General features: G+C 72.1%; 15 protein-coding genes. 3 read left to right on the top strand and 12 right to left on the bottom strand.

Annotated elements, in window-relative coordinates:
• Nucleotides 1–304 precede the first annotated feature (304 nt).
• Complete coding sequence (locus tag GGE06_RS14155; protein WP_184931011.1) at nucleotides 305–3301, top strand: NACHT domain-containing protein; 2997 nt, start codon at nucleotides 305–307, stop codon at nucleotides 3299–3301.
• Between the two features lie 117 nt (nucleotides 3302–3418).
• Here the strand turns inward: GGE06_RS14155 and GGE06_RS14160 are convergent, their stop codons facing one another.
• Nucleotides 3419–5941, bottom strand: a complete 2523-nt coding sequence (locus tag GGE06_RS14160; RefSeq protein ID WP_116160339.1) for an ATP-dependent Clp protease ATP-binding subunit — start codon at nucleotides 5939–5941, stop codon at nucleotides 3419–3421.
• Nucleotides 5942–6404: 463 nt separating this feature from the next.
• On the opposite strand from GGE06_RS14160, the gene GGE06_RS14165 reads away from it, so the two are divergent.
• Nucleotides 6405–6992 carry an SCO3374 family protein gene (locus tag GGE06_RS14165; RefSeq protein WP_116160337.1) on the top strand — a complete coding sequence of 196 codons (588 nt, stop codon included), beginning with the start codon at nucleotides 6405–6407 and terminating at the stop codon, nucleotides 6990–6992.
• On the opposite strand, the gene GGE06_RS14170 is transcribed toward GGE06_RS14165, so the two are convergent.
• From GGE06_RS14170 to GGE06_RS14215, 10 genes are all read right to left on the bottom strand, one after another.
• Complete coding sequence (locus tag GGE06_RS14170; protein WP_030324199.1) at nucleotides 6971–7306, bottom strand: histone-like nucleoid-structuring protein Lsr2; 336 nt, start codon at nucleotides 7304–7306, stop codon at nucleotides 6971–6973. The genes GGE06_RS14165 and GGE06_RS14170 overlap by 22 nt on opposite strands.
• 153 nt (nucleotides 7307–7459) lie before the next feature.
• Nucleotides 7460–7978 (bottom strand): amino-acid N-acetyltransferase, encoded by a 519-nt coding sequence (locus tag GGE06_RS14175; RefSeq protein ID WP_116160336.1) that lies wholly within the window; start codon nucleotides 7976–7978, stop codon nucleotides 7460–7462.
• Nucleotides 7979–7993: 15 nt separating this feature from the next.
• Nucleotides 7994–8413 carry a BlaI/MecI/CopY family transcriptional regulator gene (locus GGE06_RS14180; RefSeq protein WP_116160335.1) on the bottom strand — a complete coding sequence of 140 codons (420 nt, stop codon included), beginning with the start codon at nucleotides 8411–8413 and terminating at the stop codon, nucleotides 7994–7996.
• A 113-nt stretch (nucleotides 8414–8526) separates the two neighbouring features.
• Nucleotides 8527–8697 (bottom strand): hypothetical protein, encoded by a 171-nt coding sequence (locus GGE06_RS14185; protein ID WP_181924602.1) that lies wholly within the window; start codon nucleotides 8695–8697, stop codon nucleotides 8527–8529.
• Between the two features lie 14 nt (nucleotides 8698–8711).
• Entirely contained in the window at nucleotides 8712–9278 is a 567-nt protein-coding gene (locus GGE06_RS14190; RefSeq protein ID WP_184931219.1) for a hypothetical protein, read from the bottom strand.
• A 97-nt stretch (nucleotides 9279–9375) separates the two neighbouring features.
• On the bottom strand, nucleotides 9376–10182 hold the full coding sequence (locus GGE06_RS14195; protein ID WP_116160333.1) for a type III pantothenate kinase: 807 nt from the start codon (nucleotides 10180–10182) through the stop codon (nucleotides 9376–9378).
• Nucleotides 10182–11201 carry a carboxylating nicotinate-nucleotide diphosphorylase gene (gene nadC, locus GGE06_RS14200; protein WP_116160332.1) on the bottom strand — a complete coding sequence of 340 codons (1020 nt, stop codon included), beginning with the start codon at nucleotides 11199–11201 and terminating at the stop codon, nucleotides 10182–10184. The genes GGE06_RS14195 and nadC overlap by 1 nt, the downstream gene beginning before the upstream one ends.
• Nucleotides 11198–12904, bottom strand: a complete 1707-nt coding sequence (locus tag GGE06_RS14205) for an L-aspartate oxidase (protein ID WP_184931012.1) — start codon at nucleotides 12902–12904, stop codon at nucleotides 11198–11200. Before GGE06_RS14205 ends, nadC begins: the two co-directional genes overlap by 4 nt.
• A complete protein-coding gene (gene panC, locus GGE06_RS14210; RefSeq protein WP_184931013.1) occupies nucleotides 12901–13980 on the bottom strand; it encodes a pantoate--beta-alanine ligase in 1080 nt (359 codons plus the stop codon). The genes GGE06_RS14205 and panC overlap by 4 nt, the downstream gene beginning before the upstream one ends.
• Nucleotides 13977–14957 carry a Rossmann-like and DUF2520 domain-containing protein gene (locus tag GGE06_RS14215; protein WP_116160329.1) on the bottom strand — a complete coding sequence of 327 codons (981 nt, stop codon included), beginning with the start codon at nucleotides 14955–14957 and terminating at the stop codon, nucleotides 13977–13979. The genes panC and GGE06_RS14215 overlap by 4 nt, the downstream gene beginning before the upstream one ends.
• A 126-nt stretch (nucleotides 14958–15083) precedes the next feature.
• Here GGE06_RS14215 and GGE06_RS14220 point away from each other — a divergent pair, with 126 nt between their 5' ends.
• On the top strand, nucleotides 15084–16310 hold the full coding sequence (locus GGE06_RS14220; protein WP_116160328.1) for a threonine aldolase family protein: 1227 nt from the start codon (nucleotides 15084–15086) through the stop codon (nucleotides 16308–16310).
• Nucleotides 16311–16323: 13 nt separating this feature from the next.
• Here GGE06_RS14220 and GGE06_RS14225 read toward each other — a convergent pair whose 3' ends face one another.
• Nucleotides 16324–16527, bottom strand: a complete 204-nt coding sequence (locus tag GGE06_RS14225) for a hypothetical protein (protein ID WP_116160327.1) — start codon at nucleotides 16525–16527, stop codon at nucleotides 16324–16326.
• Nucleotides 16528–16623: the final 96 nt, after the last annotated feature.

The following is a 16623-nucleotide window of genomic DNA, read 5'->3' on the forward strand; positions in this document are numbered from 1 at the left end:
CATACCGGAACAAGAGAATCGGTTTACGCCCACGTCGCGGGGGTCCGGAACCACCTGAAACGCTGCCCGACGCCCGGTTCTGCCCACATCGGGACCAAAGCCCCTACGGTTCACACCTGAACGTCCCGAATCGACCCCAAACGTCGCCACTATTCCGGTTAGTACCCCCCGAAACGCCTGTGCGCGAGGTCACCAGCGCCCCACCCCGAATGGGACCTGGGTCACGCAACCGGACCGCCCCGAAGCCCGTCCCGCACTACGCTGACCGCTTCGGGAATCCAGGGAATCCACGGGGGGACCACGCATGGAACCGGCACTCATCGGCACGCGCCTCGCCTCGGCCGCGATCGGCCCGCTGCTGAAGAAACTGCTGGTCAGCGAGGGTCCGGGCGCCGGTCTCACGGGCTCGTCGCAGAAGATCCGGCTCTCCTCCCTGGTCACCTTCCGCGGCGAGAAGCGCACGCTCACGGAGAAGGACGTCCGGAAGCTCGCCGCGACCCTGGTCGAGCGGTCCCTGAGCGGGGACGGCGAACGCCCCTTCCCCGCCGACGAGACCGAGGCGCTCGTCGAGACCCTGACCCGGACCCTCCTCGCCCTCGGCGACCTCGACATGGACGACGTCCAGGCGGTCCGCCTCGGCCACCTCGACCTCGCCCGCCGCCTCCGTGCGGCGGCCCCCGCCCCGGACGGCCTGTCGACGGACTCGGTCCTCTACCTGGAGTCGATGACGGAGTGGGCCTGCCTCCACGTCCTCGACTTCTTCACCCAGCGCTCCACCTTCGTGGCCCGCAGCCTGGTGGAACAGACCCGCGGCCAGCGAGAACTCATCGCGAAGATGGACGAGGTCATCCGCCGGACACCCCGGACCGACTCCCGGGACGCGGACTTCGAGCGCCGCTACCTGGCCCACCTCGCCAAGAAACACGGGCGCCTGACGATCTACGGCGTGGACCTCCGGGACGCCCCGGAGAAGTGGCCGCTGGACGTGGCGTACCTGTCGCTGGAGGCGACGGGAGGGCTCGTGTCCCCGAGCCGCCTGCGCCGGGAGTACAGGGAGTACGTGGAGTCGGCCGACTCGGCGGGGTTCACCGACATCACCATCCTCCGGGGAGACCCGTCCGGCTGCCGCGCCGACCAGATCCTCACCCGGCACGACAAGGTCCTCCTGCGCGGCACGGCCGGCTCCGGCAAGACGACCCTCATCCAGTGGCTGGCCGTCTCCGCCGCACGCGAGGACCTCGCCGACGGCATGGGGTACCTCCGCGACCGCATCCCCTTCGTCCTCCCCCTGCGCGCCCTCACCCGCCACGGCGAGCGGCTCCCCGCCCCCGACCGCTTCCTCTCCGCCGTCGGCTGCCCGCTCTCCGCACCCGACGGCTGGGCCGACCGCGTCCTCGCCGCCGGGCGCGGCCTGGTCCTCGTCGACGGCATCGACGAGATCCCCGAGGCCGAGCGGGACCGCGCGCGCCGCTGGCTCCGCGACCTCCTCGACTCCTACGACGGCAACCGCTGGCTCGTGACCTCCCGCCCCACCGCCGTACGCGACGACTGGCTCGCCCCGGACGGCTTCGCCGAACTCACCCTCGCCCCGATGTCCTCCGCCGAGGTCGCCACCTTCGTCCGCCGCTGGCACCGGGCCGCCGGACCGGACGCGGCACCGTACGAACAGCCCCTCCTCGACGCCCTGCGCACGACGGCGGACGTCGCCCAGCTCGCCACCAACCCCCTCATGTGCGGACTGATCTGCGCCCTGCACCACGGCAGGCGCGGCTTCCTGCCGCGCGGCCGGAAGGCGCTGTACGACGCGGCCCTCGCGATGCTGCTCTCGCGCCGCGACCGCGAGCGGGACATGGGGACCCCGTACGGGATCGACCTCGGCGAGACCCCGCAGATCCAGCTCATCCAGCGGATCGCGTACTGGCTGACGCTCAACGGCCGCACGACGATGGACCGCGCGCACGCGCAGGACGTCGTACGGGAGGCCGTGCCCGCGATCACGGAGGCGGCCGGCTACGACCCCGCCCTGGTCTTCACCCACCTCCTCCACCGCAGCGGCCTCCTGCGCGAGCCGACGGCGGACACGGTCGACTTCGTCCACCGCACCTTCCAGGACTACCTGGCCGCGAAAGCCCTGGTGGACCGCTGGGACATCGGTGTCCTGGTCCGCCACGCCGCCGACGACCAGTGGGAGGACGTCATCCGCATGGCCGTCGGGCACGCGCGCCCGCGCGAGTGCGCGGAGATCTTCGACGAGCTGCTGAAGGCGGCGGACGCGGCACCGGACCGCCGGACCCAGCTCCGCGTCCTGGTGGTGGCGGCGACGGCGCTGCACCACGCGACGGAGGTGGCACCGGAGATCCGGGAACGGATCCTGGCCCGCACGGCCGAGGTGATCCCGCCGCACGGCCCGGACGAGGCCCGGGAGCTGGCGAGGGTGGGACGGGCGGTCCTGGACCTGCTGCCGGGTCCTGAGGGTCTTGAGGACGACGTGGCAGAGGATGTGGTGATCACGGCGACCCACATCACGGACGACGCCACCCTGCCCTACCTCGCGCGGTTCACGGACCATCTGTCCCTAGGGGTCCGCTCCCAGCTGATGTGGGGGTGGGCCCGGTTCGCGACCGCGCCCTACGCGGAGGAGATCATCGCCCGGCTCGATCCGAGCGACCTCGACTTCACCCTCGTGTCCGACGACCAGGCGGCCCAGATCGCCCGCCTCGGGCTGCGCCCCGAGCGCTTCGAACTGCGCATGAGTCCGAGCCTCACCCTCGACGGCACGGCCATGCTCCGCATGGCGTTGGGCGAGGCGCGTATCGCGCGGATGCCCGGAACACTGGCCCCGTCCCTCAGCCACCTCCCCTCCGACAACAGGCTGCGCAGTCTCACCCTGACCAGCCCTCCCGCAGGAGGGCTCGCCTTCCTCCGCCGCCTGGCAGGTCTCCAGGTCCTCGCCATCATCGAAGCCGTCATGAGCGAGGAGGACTGGCACGCCGTGGCTGCTCCGGACCGCCTCTCGCAGCTTCAACTGCCGGCCGAGAGCCTGCAGAGCCTCCCGGAATCGCTGAGGCTGCCGCAGACGGAGAATCTGCTCGTGGACTGCTCCGGCCGCACCGCACCACTGGATGCCATCGCCCGGTCCTTCCCCGCCCTGCGTCTGCTGACCCTCCACAGCGACCGCGAAGGAGAGGTCCACGACCTCACACCGCTGGCGTCCCTGGCCGGGCTCCGGTACGTCAACGGCTTCGGCGTCCGCCTCGCCGGCACCGAAGCCCTCGCGCCCACCGTCAAAGTCCTCGCATGAGCTGACCGTCCTCGGTGACCGGCTCAGGGCCCGTCCACAGGCAGCAAAGGGGCGGCCCCGGAACACCATCAAGGTTCCGGGGCCGCCCCTCACAGCGCTACGGGCTCAGCGCGTGCGTCACGCTTCCTTCGAGAGGTTCGGGCCCGAGCCGCCCGCTGCCTCGATCGGCGGGGCGTCCGGCAGGGCCGACTTCTCCTCGCCGCGGAAGGTGAACTTGCGCTCCTCGCCCTCGCCCTCCGTGTCCACGACCACGATGTGACCGGGGCGCAGCTCGCCGAAGAGGATCTTCTCCGAGAGTGTGTCCTCGATCTCGCGCTGAATCGTCCGGCGCAGCGGCCGGGCGCCCATCACGGGGTCGTAGCCCTTCTTGGCGAGCAGTTCCTTCGCGGACTGGGAGAGCTCGATGCCCATGTCCCGGTCCTTGAGGCGCTCGTCGACGCGGCTGATCATCAGGTCGACGATCTGGAGGATGTCCTCCTGCGTCAGCTGCGGGAAGACGATGATGTCGTCCACACGGTTGAGGAACTCCGGGCGGAAGTGCTGCTTCAGCTCGTCGCTGACCTTCGCCTTCATCCGCTCGTAGTTGGACTTCGTGTCGCCCTGGGCGGCGAAGCCCAGGTTGAAGCCCTTCGAGATGTCCCTGGTCCCGAGGTTGGTGGTCATGATGATGACCGTGTTCTTGAAGTCCACGACCCGGCCCTGGGAGTCGGTCAGGCGACCGTCCTCCAGGATCTGGAGAAGGGAATTGAAGATATCGGGGTGGGCCTTCTCGACCTCGTCGAAGAGGACGACGGAGAACGGCTTGCGGCGCACCTTCTCGGTGAGCTGGCCGCCCTCTTCGTAGCCGACGTATCCGGGCGGCGAACCGAAGAGACGGGAAACCGTGTGCTTCTCGCTGAACTCCGACATGTCGAGGGAGATCATCGCGTCCTCGTCGCCGAAGAGGAATTCGGCGAGCGCCTTCGAGAGCTCCGTCTTACCGACGCCGGACGGGCCGGCGAAGATGAACGAGCCACCGGGGCGCTTCGGGTCCTTCAGACCCGCACGGGTACGGCGGATGGCCCGCGAGAGGCCGATGACGGCGTCCTTCTGGCCGATGACGCGCTTGTGGAGCTCGTCCTCCATGCGGAGCAGACGCGAGGACTCCTCCTCGGTCAGCTTGAAGACCGGGATGCCGGTGGCGGTCGCGAGGACCTCGGCGATGAGCTCGCCGTCGACCTCGGCGACGACGTCCATGTCGCCGGCCTTCCACTCCTTCTCGCGCTTGGTCTTCGCGGCGAGGAGCTGCTTCTCCTTGTCGCGGAGGGACGCGGCCTTCTCGAAGTCCTGCGAGTCGATCGCGGACTCCTTGTCGCGGCGGACGCCGGCGATCTTCTCGTCGAACTCGCGGAGGTCCGGCGGCGCGGTCATCCGGCGGATGCGCATCCGGGAGCCGGCCTCGTCGATCAGGTCGATCGCCTTGTCCGGGAGGAAGCGGTCCGAGATGTACCGGTCGGCCAGGGTCGCGGCCTGGACGAGTGCCTCGTCGGTGATGGAGACCCGGTGGTGGGCCTCGTACCGGTCGCGCAGACCCTTGAGGATCTCGATGGTGTGCGGCAGCGACGGCTCGGCGACCTGGATGGGCTGGAAGCGGCGCTCGAGGGCGGCGTCCTTCTCCAGGTACTTGCGGTACTCGTCGAGCGTGGTGGCACCGATGGTCTGGAGCTCACCGCGGGCGAGCATCGGCTTGAGGATGCTCGCGGCGTCGATCGCGCCCTCGGCGGCGCCCGCGCCCACGAGGGTGTGGAGCTCGTCGATGAACAGGATGATGTCGCCGCGGGTGCGGATCTCCTTGAGGACCTTCTTCAGGCGCTCCTCGAAGTCACCGCGGTAGCGGGAGCCGGCGACCAGCGCGCCGAGGTCCAGGGTGTAGAGGTGCTTGTCCTTGAGGGTCTCGGGCACCTCGCCCTTGACGATGGCCTGCGCCAGGCCCTCGACGACGGCGGTCTTGCCGACGCCGGGCTCGCCGATGAGGACCGGGTTGTTCTTGGTGCGGCGGGACAGCACCTGCATGACCCGCTCGATCTCCTTCTCGCGCCCGATGACCGGGTCGAGCTTGGATTCGCGGGCCGCCTGGGTGAGGTTCCGGCCGAACTGGTCGAGGACCAGGGACGTCGAGGGGGTGCCCTCGGCAGGACCGCCGGCCGTGGCGGCTTCCTTGCCCTGGTAGCCGGAGAGCAGCTGGATGACCTGCTGCCGCACCCGGTTGAGGTCGGCGCCCAGCTTCACGAGGACCTGGGCGGCGACGCCCTCGCCCTCGCGGATCAGGCCGAGCAGGATGTGCTCGGTGCCGATGTAGTTGTGGCCGAGCTGGAGGGCCTCCCGGAGCGACAGCTCCAGGACCTTCTTGGCACGAGGGGTGAAGGGGATGTGCCCGGACGGGGCCTGCTGGCCCTGGCCGATGATCTCCTCCACCTGCTGGCGGACCGCCTCGAGCGAAATCCCGAGGCTCTCCAGGGCCTTAGCGGCGACACCCTCACCCTCGTGGATAAGGCCCAGAAGGATGTGCTCGGTGCCGATGTAGTTGTGGTTGAGCATCCGGGCTTCTTCCTGAGCCAGGACGACAACCCGCCGCGCGCGGTCGGTGAACCTCTCGAACATCGTTAATCGCTCCTCAGAGCGGTCAGTCAGTTAGGGGTCGATCCCCTCCCTGTCCTTCCGCAGCTTAGTCCCGCAAGCGGGGACCGCTCATTCCAACTGCCGACATCCGTCCGGATCACCCCCTTCTCAGTGGGGAGACCTGCTGCCGAACAGCCGACAAATGCTCCAACCCGATGGTGCGAGACGATGTTCCCGCAGGCCAAGTAGTTACCCGCGCCTTCACTACGCCGATGGCGAACGTGAGACGCCGAAGCCCGCGAGTCGCCCCTCTCCACTAGGAATGTCTTACCCGTAAGGACTGACACTCCATGCGGCGCACCCCGGTTCCCTCCGCTACCAGCGAACACCCTTGCGCGCCCGAATGCACTCGCACACCCCCATCCCGGACACCTTGCGCGACCCCCGGGGGACGCTGTGTCACCGCCGGGCGTAACCAACGCGCCTTCTCGGGAGTTCCCCCGGCATGTCCTTCACCGTTCCGCCGCCCCGTTCGCCGATCGACGGCGGTCTCGCGCGGTGGTACGAGGACGAGCTCGGCTGGGCGACGGTGGCGGGCCCGCCGGTGGGTCTGGTCACGGGGCTGCGCTTCGACGTCCTGGAGGTGCCTGCCGAGGCCGGCCGGGGGGTGCTGTGCCGGATGGGCGCGGCGACCGGTCCCGTGGCCCTGGTGGGGCGCCGGATGGGGCTGCTCGTGGCCGCGGGGAGCGCGGAGGAGCTGCCGGGGCTGCTCGACTGGCTGGAGTGGGGCGGGATCTCACTGGATCTCGCGATCCTCGGTGCCGACGGCCGGATGACCGCACCCCTTCCCCCGGGGCGGGGCGGATCCGGCGCGCCGGGCGCCGCGGTGTGGCTGCGGGCGCCCGCGCCGGGTCGCGAGGTCGAGGCCTCGCTTCCGGCGCTGCGGTCCGCGCCGTGGGGCGTTGCGGACGCCCCCTGCCTGGTGCGCCTCGTGGCCGCCGCCGCGGCGGAGTGCCACCGGGTGCGGCTGCTGAGTGCCCGTACCCGTGGGGCGTCTCAGCAGCTGTCGCCTCAGCGGTTCGCGTCCTCGTAGGCGGCCTTGATGTCGGCGGGAACGCGACCGCGGTCGTTGACGTTCATGCCGTTCTCCTTGGCCCACGCGCGGATCTTCGCGGTGTCCTGGCTGCCCGTCGCCACGGCGCGGCCCTTGCCGCGTCCGCCGGTGGTGCGGCCGCCGGTGCGACGGCCACTCGTGGTGTACGGCTCGAGCAGGCCACGGAGCTTTTCCGCGTTGGCGGTGGTGAGGTCGATCTCGTAGGTCTTGCCGTCCAGCGCGAACGTCACGGTCTCGTCCGCCTCGACGCCGTCGAGGTCGTCGACAAGAAGGACCTGAACCTTCTGTGCCACCGGATTTCCTTTCATCGAAAATGCAGTACGCGGAAAGGAAACCGCTTTTCCCGGAAAAACACAAACCCCTGGGAGAGGTTCAGATCCCTGGCAACGCGGGAAACGTGCGCGATTCGGACATAGGGTTCCACGAGAGGATCACGGGGTTCCGCGTCACAGGTGCAGAAGCATCCGGCTGTTGCCCAAGGTGTTCGGCTTCACTCGTTCGAGACCGAGGAACTCGGCGACTCCCTCGTCATAGGAACGGAGGAGCTCGCTGTAGACATCTCCGTCGACCGGGGTCTCGCCGATCTCGACGAAGCCGTGCTTCGCGAAGAAGTCGACTTCGAAGGTCAGGCAGAATACCCGCCGCACCCCGAGCCAACGGGCGGTGTGCAACAACTTGTCCAGCACCTGATGTCCGACGCCGGCGCCCTTGAAGTCGGGATCGACGGCGAGAGTACGGACTTCTGCGAGGTCTTCCCACATGACGTGGAGTGCGCCGCAGCCGACGACGACGGCGTCCTCGTCGCGTTCCGCGACCCAGAACTCCTGGATGGACTCGTAAAGGGTCACGGTCGCCTTGTCGAGCAGGATGCCGCGCTGCACGAATGGATCGACGAGACGGCGGACCGCGGCCACATCGCTGGTGCGGGCCCTGCGTACGGTGACGGCTTTGGCGGAGGTCGACATGGGGGGACGCTATCGCTACGGAGCGGCCTGTCCTTCGCCACCCTCGGCCTCGCGCGGGGCGGCGGGGAGGGGGTTGTCGCGCTGGACGATGCGGATGGCGTCGTTCAGCGACTCGCGCTGTTCCGGCGACATCATCCCGAAGAAGGCGACGAGTGCGGCGGCGGGGTTGTCGCTCTGCGCCCACGCCTCGTTCATGAGGGCGGCGGAGTAGGCGGCGCGGGTGGAGACCGCCGTATATCGATAGGCGCGGCCTTCGACTTCCCTGCGGACCCAGCCCTTCTGATGGAGATTGTCCATGACGGTCATGACGGTGGTGTAGGCGATGGACCGTTCCTGCTGGAGGTCCTCCAGAACCTCCCGGACGGTCACGGGGCGGTTCCATTGCCAGACGCGCGTCATGACGGCGTCTTCGAGTTCTCCCAAGGGGCGCGGCACAGCGTCACCATAGTGCGCAAAAGGCAGGTATGGGGATATCCGCTCCAGAAAACCAACAAAAAGGACGTACGACCTCGAAGGGTCGTACGTCCTCGGCGCTGTACGGGGTGGAGCTAGGAGCCGTCCGCCTGGCGGGCGGCCTCGGCGCGGGCGAGGGCGGCGTCCACGACCGCGTCCTCCTTGGCCTTGTTGGGGCCGCCCTGGCTCTTGACGATCACGGTGACGAGGGCGATGAAGAACGCCGCCATCACGACGGGGGGCAGGAGCGCGGATACGTAGTCCATGCCGTCCAGAGTAGCTATCCGGCGACCCGCTGCTCGGGCGGGGGCGGCGGAACCGGGCGTCGGCGTGGCGGGAAGACCTCGGAGGGCTTGGGGGCCGGGCGCTTGACCGGGGCGGGCGGGGTCGGCTTGGGCTCGTCGCCCGCCGCGCGCCCGCCGGGCAGCGCGAGCAGCCGGGCCCGGGAGGGCGCACTGGAGGCGGTGGCCTGGGAGACCCGGGCCAGGCGCGCGCGTACGGAGCGCTCGGCGAGGATCTGGCAGCGGGCGAGCAGCTCGGCGGCGACCGGGTTGCGGCGCAGCGCGCGCAGGGCGGCGAGGTCGTCGGCGACCGGGTCGTACCCGGCGGCCAGCGCGTCCCGGAGGAGCTCCAGGTAGCCGCTGAGGGACCCGGGCAGCGCCTCGCGGTAGCGGACCAGGTCGTCGAGGAGGAAGGCGCGCTGCCGGCCGGCCTCGCGTACCGCCTCGTCCACGGATTGGGCCAGGCACAGGCAGTCCCGGACGTCCTCGTCCTGGAGGGGGGCGGGATGGAGGGCAGTGGCAAGGGCGCGGCGGAGCACACGCAGCTCGTCCGCGCTGAACGCCATGCCGCCGCGGGATCCGTATGGCGTGGGCATGGGCCGACACTACGCGCTAATCGGACAATTTCCTCTTAGCGATCATCGCGGCGCGCCGGGCCCACCCTCACATGCGGGACACGTTCCGCTCGTACACGAGGCGCAGGCCGATCAGGGTCAGCCAGGGCTCGTGCGCGTCGATCTCCTTCGAGTCGGCGAGGACCATCGGCGCCAGGCCACCGGTCGCGATCACCGTGACGTCGGAGGGGTCGCCCTTCGGACCGACCAGTTCGCGCTTCATCCGGGCCACGACGCCGTCGACCTGGCCCACGTACCCGAAGACGATGCCCGACTGCATGGCCTCGACCGTGTTCTTGCCGATCACGCTGCGCGGGCGGGCCAGCTCGATCTTGCGGAGCATGGCGCCCTTGACGCCCAGGGCCTCCACCGAGATCTCGATGCCCGGGGCGATCGCGCCGCCCGCGTACTCGCCGCGGGTGGTGACCGCGTCGTACGTCGTCGCCGTGCCGAAGTCCACGACGATCGCCGGGCCGCCGTACAGCTCGACGGCCGCGACCGCGTTGACGATGCGGTCGGCGCCGACCTCCTTGGGGTTGTCCGTGAGGATCGGCACCCCCGTCTTGACGCCCGGCTCCACGAGGACCGCCGGCACGTCCCCGTAGTACCGGCGGGTCACCTCGCGCAGCTCGTGCAGCACCGAGGGGACCGTCGCGCAGATGGCGATCCCCTCGATGCCGTCGCTCAGTTCGACGCCGAGCAGCGGATGCATGCCCATGAGGCCCTGGAGCAGGACCGCCATCTCGTCGGCGGTCCTGCGCGGGTCCGTGGAGATCCGCCAGTGCTCGACGATCTCCTCGCCGTCGAAGAGACCGAGCACCGTGTGCGTGTTGCCGACGTCGATGGTGAGCAGCATCAGGCGCGCACCTCGCGCAGGTCCAGGCCGATGTCGAGGATCGGGGAGGAGTGGGTGAGGCCGCCGACCGCCAGGTAGTCGACGCCGGTCTCCGCGTACGCCCGCGCGTTCTCCAGGGTCAGCCGGCCCGAGGACTCCAGGACGGCGCGGCCCGCGACGAGCGCGACGGCCTCCTCGGTCTCCATCGGGGTGAAGTTGTCGAGCAGGATCAGGTCGGCGCCCGCGTCCAGGACCTCGCGGACCTGGTGCATCGTGTCGACCTCGACCTCGATCGGCACCTCGGGGAACATCTCGCGGACGGCCTTGAAGGCCTCGGCGACGCCGCCGGCCGCCACCACGTGGTTGTCCTTCACCAGGGCGGCGTCGGACAGCGACATGCGGTGGTTGACGCCGCCGCCGCAGCGGACCGCGTACTTCTCCAGGGCGCGCAGGCCCGGCGTCGTCTTGCGGGTGTCGCGGACCTTCGCCTCCGTGCCCTCCAGGGCGTCCGCCCACGCGCGCGTGGCGGTGGCGATGCCGGACAGGCGGCACAGGATGTTCAGGGCGCTGCGCTCACCGGTGAGCAGGTCGCGGGTGCGGGCGGTGGCGCTCAGGAGCACCTGCCCGGCCTCGACGCGCTCGCCGTCCTCGACGTGCCGCTCGACCTCGAACTCGTCGGCGCAGACGATCGACAGGACGGCCTCGGCGACCCGCAGACCGGCCACGACACCGGCCTCGCGGGCGGTGAAGTCGGCGGTGGCGACGGCGTCCTCGGGGACGGTCGCCACGGTCGTGACGTCGACCCCGCCGTCGAGGTCCTCGGCGATCGCGAGGTGCGCGACGTCCTCGACCTGGACGGGGTCGAGACCGGCGTCGGCGAGCAGCTGCGCGAGGGCGGGGTCGAGCCCGCACTCGAACTCCTCGCCGTCGCCGCAGCCGCAGCCGTCGCCGCAGCCGCCGGTCTCGTCGGAGGAGACCGTGTTGATCTGGATGAGAGGGACGTCCACGGGCTGCGGACGGGCTTCCTCGGGCGTGCTCACTTACGGCTCCCTGGGGCGTCGAGGGTGGGGGGAAAGTCGGAGGTGTCGGTGGTGCGGACGTCGAGGGTCCGCTCCGGGGTGAGACGGACGACGAGGTGCCGGTGCCAGCGCGCGTCGTCCCGGTCGGGGTGGTCCTCGCGCCAGTGGCAGCCGCGGGTCTCCTCGCGGCGGTCCGCCGCCGCGACCAGGAGGCGGGCGACGGTCAGCAGGTTGGTGGTCTCCCAGGACTCGACGCCCGGCTCGGCGGACTTCCGGTCGCCGGCCTCGTCGTCGGGCGCGGCGGGCGGGAGGTGGAGGGCCTCCAGCTCCCGGGAGGCCGTACGCAGGCTCTCGGCGGACCTGAGCACTCCTGCGCCCAGGGTCATGGTGCGCTGGATGCGGCGCCGGGCGCCGGGGTCGAGCAGCGGGAGGACCACCGGGGCCGGGTGCTCCACCGGGACGGCGGGGCCGCGGCCGGGGGCGCTCGCCACGACGTCCTCGGCGATCCGCTCGGCGAAGACCAGGCCTTCGAGGAGCGAGTTCGAGGCGAGCCGGTTGGCGCCGTGGACGCCCGTGCAGGCGACCTCCCCGCACGCGTACAGGCCCGGCACGGTCGTCCGGCCCGACAGGTCCGTACGGACGCCGCCGGAGGCGTAGTGGGCGGCGGGGGCCACGGGGATCGGCTCCGTCACCGGGTCGATGCCGTGGGAGCGGCAGGCCGCCAGGATCGTCGGGAAGCGCTCCGCCCACATCTCGGCGCCGAAGTGGCGGGCGTCGAGGTACATGTGCTCGGCGTCCCGCTCCTGCATCCGGCGGATGATCCCCTTGGCGACGATGTCCCGGGGCGCCAGCTCGGCCAGCTCGTGCTGCCCGAGCATGAAGCGGACCCCGTCGGCGTCGACCAGGTGGGCGCCCTCGCCCCGTACCGCCTCGGAGACCAGCGGCTGCTGGCCCTCGGAGCCGGCCCCGAGGAAGAGCACCGTCGGGTGGAACTGGACGAACTCCAGGTCGGAGACCTCGGCGCCGGCCCGCAGCGCGAGCGCGACGCCGTCGGCGGTGGAGACGCCCGGGTTGGTGGTGGCGGAGAAGACCTGCCCCATGCCGCCGGTGGCGAGGACCACCGCGGGCGCGTGGACGGCGCCGACGCCGTCGTGCTGCCCCTCGCCCATGACGTGCAGGGTCACGCCCGCCGTGCGGCCCTCGGCGTCCGTGAGGAGGTCCAGGACGAGGGCGTGCTCGATGAAGCGCACGCCCCGGTCCCGTATCGCCTCGACCAGGGCGCGGGAGATCTCGGCGCCGGTCGCGTCCCCTCCCGCGTGGGCGATCCGGCGGCGGTGGTGGCCGCCCTCCCGGGTCAGCGCGATCTCGCCGTCGGCGGTCCTGTCGAAGTCGGCGCCGGTCGCGATCAGGCGGCGGACGGCGTCGGGGCCGTCCGTCACCAGGGCCCGCACGGCCCGCTCGTCGCAGAGCCCGGCACCGGCGACGAGGGTGTCGTCGAGGTGCTGCTCGGGGGTGTCGCCCTCGCCGAGCGCGGCCGCGATGCCGCCCTGGGCCCAGCGGGTGGAGCCCTCGTCGAGCCGGGCCTTGGTGACGACGACCGTACGGAGCCCGGCGGCGGTGCAGCGCAGGGCGGCGGTGAGCCCGGCGACCCCGGAGCCGACCACGACGACGTCGGCGTCGATGGCCCAGCCCGGGGTGGGCGCGTGCAGCCGTATTCCGGTCACTTGGTGGCTCCGAAGGTCAGGGGGATGTTGTCGATGAGCCGCGTGCTCCCCACGCGCGCGGCGACCGCGAGGACCGCCTCCCCCTCGTGGCCGTCGGCGACCTCGGTGAAGTCGGCAGGGTCCACGAGGGCCAGGTAGTCGAGGGTGAGCGGCGGATCGGCCTTGGCCGCCTCGTCCAGGACGGCACGGGCCGCGGCCCGCACGGCCCCGGCGGCGCCGCCCTCGGCGGCCTGCGCGACCGCGTGGGCGTCGGCGGCGGCCCGGGCCTCGCCGAGCCGCGACAGGGCCTCGGCGCGGTTCTCGGCCCGGCCCTGGGCGCCGGGCAGCGAGACGGCACGCGCGCGCAGCGCCTCCTGCGCGGCGAGCCGCTCCCGGCCGGCGAACAGCGCGCGGGACAGCGACAGGGCCGTCCGGCGCTCCCCCGCCGACAGGTAGCGGTTGCGGCTGGAGAGGGCGAGGCCGTCGGTCTCGCGGACGGTCTCCACGCCGACGATCTCGACGGGGAAGTTCAGATCGCGGACCATGCGGCGGATCAGGGCCAGCTGCTGGGCGTCCTTCTGACCGAAGAAGGCCAGGTCGGGCGTGGTGAGGTGGAGCAGCTTGGCGACGACCGTCAGCATGCCGTCGAAGTGGCCGGGCCGGGAGGCGCCTTCGAGGCGCTCGCCCATCGGGCCCGCGGTGATCCGGACCTGCGGCTCGCCGCCCGGGTAGACCTCGTCGACGGAGGGCGCGAAAACGGCGCTCGCGCCCGCCTCGAAGGCCAGCGCGAGGTCGGCGTCGAGGGTGCGGGGGTAGCGGTCGAGGTCCTCGCCGGCACCGAACTGGAGCGGGTTGACGAAGACGGTGACGACGACGAAGCCCTTGGCGCCGACGCGCTCGCGTGCGGCCCGGATCAGGGTGGCGTGGCCCTCGTGGAGGGCGCCCATGGTCATGACCACGGCGGTGCGGCCGGGCACGCCCCAGTGGGCCACGGCGTCGCGGAGGTCCTCGACCGCGGGCAGCAGCTCGGCCGGCTCGTGGCGGACGGACCGGCCGCCCTCGGCGCCCTCGGTGTCCTTGCGGGCGGACAGGGTCATCGCTCGTCTCCTTGCGGCCCGTCGGCGGGGTCTGCGGGGTGGGCGGCTCCGCCCGACGGCTCGGCCAGCACGCCGAGGAGGTCCTCGGCCAGCTCGGGCCTGAGCAGGCCGTGCGCGAGCGCCCGGTCGGCGGTCGTGCGGGCCATCGCCAGATAGCCGGCGACGGTGGCGGGCGCGTGCTTGCGGAGCTCGGCGACGTGGGCGGCGACCGTGCCGGCGTCACCGCGCGCGACGGGCCCGGTGAGGGCCGCGTCCCCGGACCGCAGCGCGTTGTCCAGGGCGGCGCCCAGGAGCGGGCCCAGCATCCGGTCGGGGGCGGCGACCCCGGCCTTGTGGAGCAGCTCCATCGACTGGGCCACCAGGGTGACCAGGTGGTTCGCGCCGAGGGCCAGGGCCGCGTGGTAGAGCGGCCGGGCCTCCTCCGCGATCCACTCGGGCTCGCCGCCCATCTCGATCACCAGGGCTTCGGCGGCGAGCCGCAGCTCCTCGGGCGCGGTCACGCCGAAGGAGCAGCCGGCGAGCCGCTGCACGTCGACGGCGGTGCCGGTGAAGGTCATGGCGGGGTGCAGGGCGAGCGGCAGGGCGCCGGCCCGGCGGGCGGGGTCCAGGACCCGCGCCCCGTACCGGCCGGAGGTGTGCACGAGCAGCTGGCCGGGACGTACGGCTCCGGTGTCGGCGAGGCCCTCGACCAGGCCCGGCAGCGCGTCGTCCGGCACGGTCAGCAGGACCAGGTCGGCGAGGGCGAGGACGCGGGCGGGCTCGACGACCGGGACGTCGGGCAGGAGCTCGGCGGCGCGGCGCCGGGAGGCGTCGGAGACCGCGGAGACGGCGACGGGGCGGTGCCCGGCGAGCCGGAGCGAGGCGGCGAGGGCGGGGCCCACCCGGCCGGCTCCGACGACTCCGACGGTGAGCCGGGCGGGTCGGTCCTCGGCCCGGGGCTCCGATGCCCTGGGCTCTGGCGCTGCTGGTGCGTTCACGGTGGGGACGGCCTTCCGTTCCAGTCCTCGGCGGGTACCGGACGATTTCTGGTCATGCTACGCCAGCGTTTCGACCTGCCTCCGTGACTGTCCACAGGGTGTGGGCGGTGGTGTGATGATCAGCCCATGAATCCTGAGACTCCTGTGGACACTCCCGTCGAGGCTCCTGTGGACGAGACTTCTGTGGACGGGACTTCTGTCGAGACCCCTGTGGACGAGGAAGCGGCCCGGCTCCACCGGGCGAAGGTGTGGGGCGGCGCCGAGCGCACCCTGTGGAACACCTCGGTCGACGGCACGGTCGGCTCGCGGCTGCGCGAACTGGCCGCCTGGACGGAGGCCGCCGGCCACGAGGAGGCCCCGCTCGACACGTACGGCAACGGGCTCGTTGAGGAGCTGGAGCGGCGCGTCGCCGAGGAGCTCGGCTTCCCCGCCGCCGTCTTCTTCCCGACCGGCACCATGGCCCAGCAGGTGGCGCTGCGCTGCTGGGCCGGCCGCACCGGAAGCCCCGTCGTCGCCCTCCATCCGCTCGGCCACCCCGAGGTCCACGAGAACGGCGCGTTCGGGGCCGTCTCGGGGCTCCGCACGGTCCACCCGACCGACGCGCCCCGGCTGCCGACCGCCGAGGAGGTACGGGACCACCCGGAGCCCTTCGGCACGCTGATGCTGGAGCTGCCGCTGCGGGACGCCGGCTTCGTGCTGCCGTCCTGGGAGGAGCTGACCGAGGCCGTGGAGGCGGCCCGGGAGCGGGACGCGGTGGTCCACTTCGACGGGGCCCGGCTGTGGGAGACCACGACGCACTTCGGCCGCGGGCTCGCGGAGATCGCGGGGCTCGCCGACAGCGTGTACGTCTCGTTCTACAAGTCCCTCGGCGGCATGTCCGGGGCCGCGCTCGCCGGCCCCGAGGACGTGATGGAGGAGGCGAGGATCTGGCGGCACCGGTACGGCGGGATGGTCTTCCAGCAGTACCCGGCGGCGCTCTCCGCGCTCCGGGGCCTGGACGTCGAACTGCCCCGGCTGCCCTCGTACGTGGCGCACGCGCGCGTGGTGGCCGACGCGGTCCGGGAGGCTTTCGCGGAGGCGGGCACCGGCTGGTTCCGGGTCCACCCGGAGACCCCGCACACCCACCAGTTCCAGGTCTGGCTGCCGTACGACCCGGACGTCCTGACGGCGGCGGCCCTCGCCCAGACCGAGGACACCGGCACCGCGTTCTTCCGCCGCTGGTTCACCCCGGGCGCGGCCGGCCCGCCGGGGGTGTCCTTCACGGAACTGACGGTGGCCGGATCCGGCCTGGAGTGGACGGCGAAGGACGTGAAGGAGGCGGTACGGGACTTCCTGGCGCGCGTCGGGGGCTGACCCCCGCCCGGCCTCAGGCGGTGGGCCGCATCCAGCGGCGCAGGGCCGCGCGGACGGTGCCGTGCGTCCGGCGGCCCGCCGGCACCCGCTCGAAGCGGCGGCGGTCCCGGACGGCCCGCAGCACGGCCACGTCGTGGGTGCCGGGCTCCGGCGGCAGCGGTTCGCCGAGGCGGGCGGCGCGGTAGGTGTCGAAGAGGTACTGGTGCAGCGCGTTCATGGCCTCACCGTGCGCCGCGCCGCCACGGCCCGGCCCCCGGATTGACCGCCCCCGTCAATCCGGGGCCCGCCGATTGACGGGGGCCGTCAAACGGGA

The sequence above is a fragment of the Streptomyces nymphaeiformis genome (assembly GCF_014203895.1).
Lineage (GTDB): Bacteria > Actinomycetota > Actinomycetes > Streptomycetales > Streptomycetaceae > Streptomyces > Streptomyces nymphaeiformis.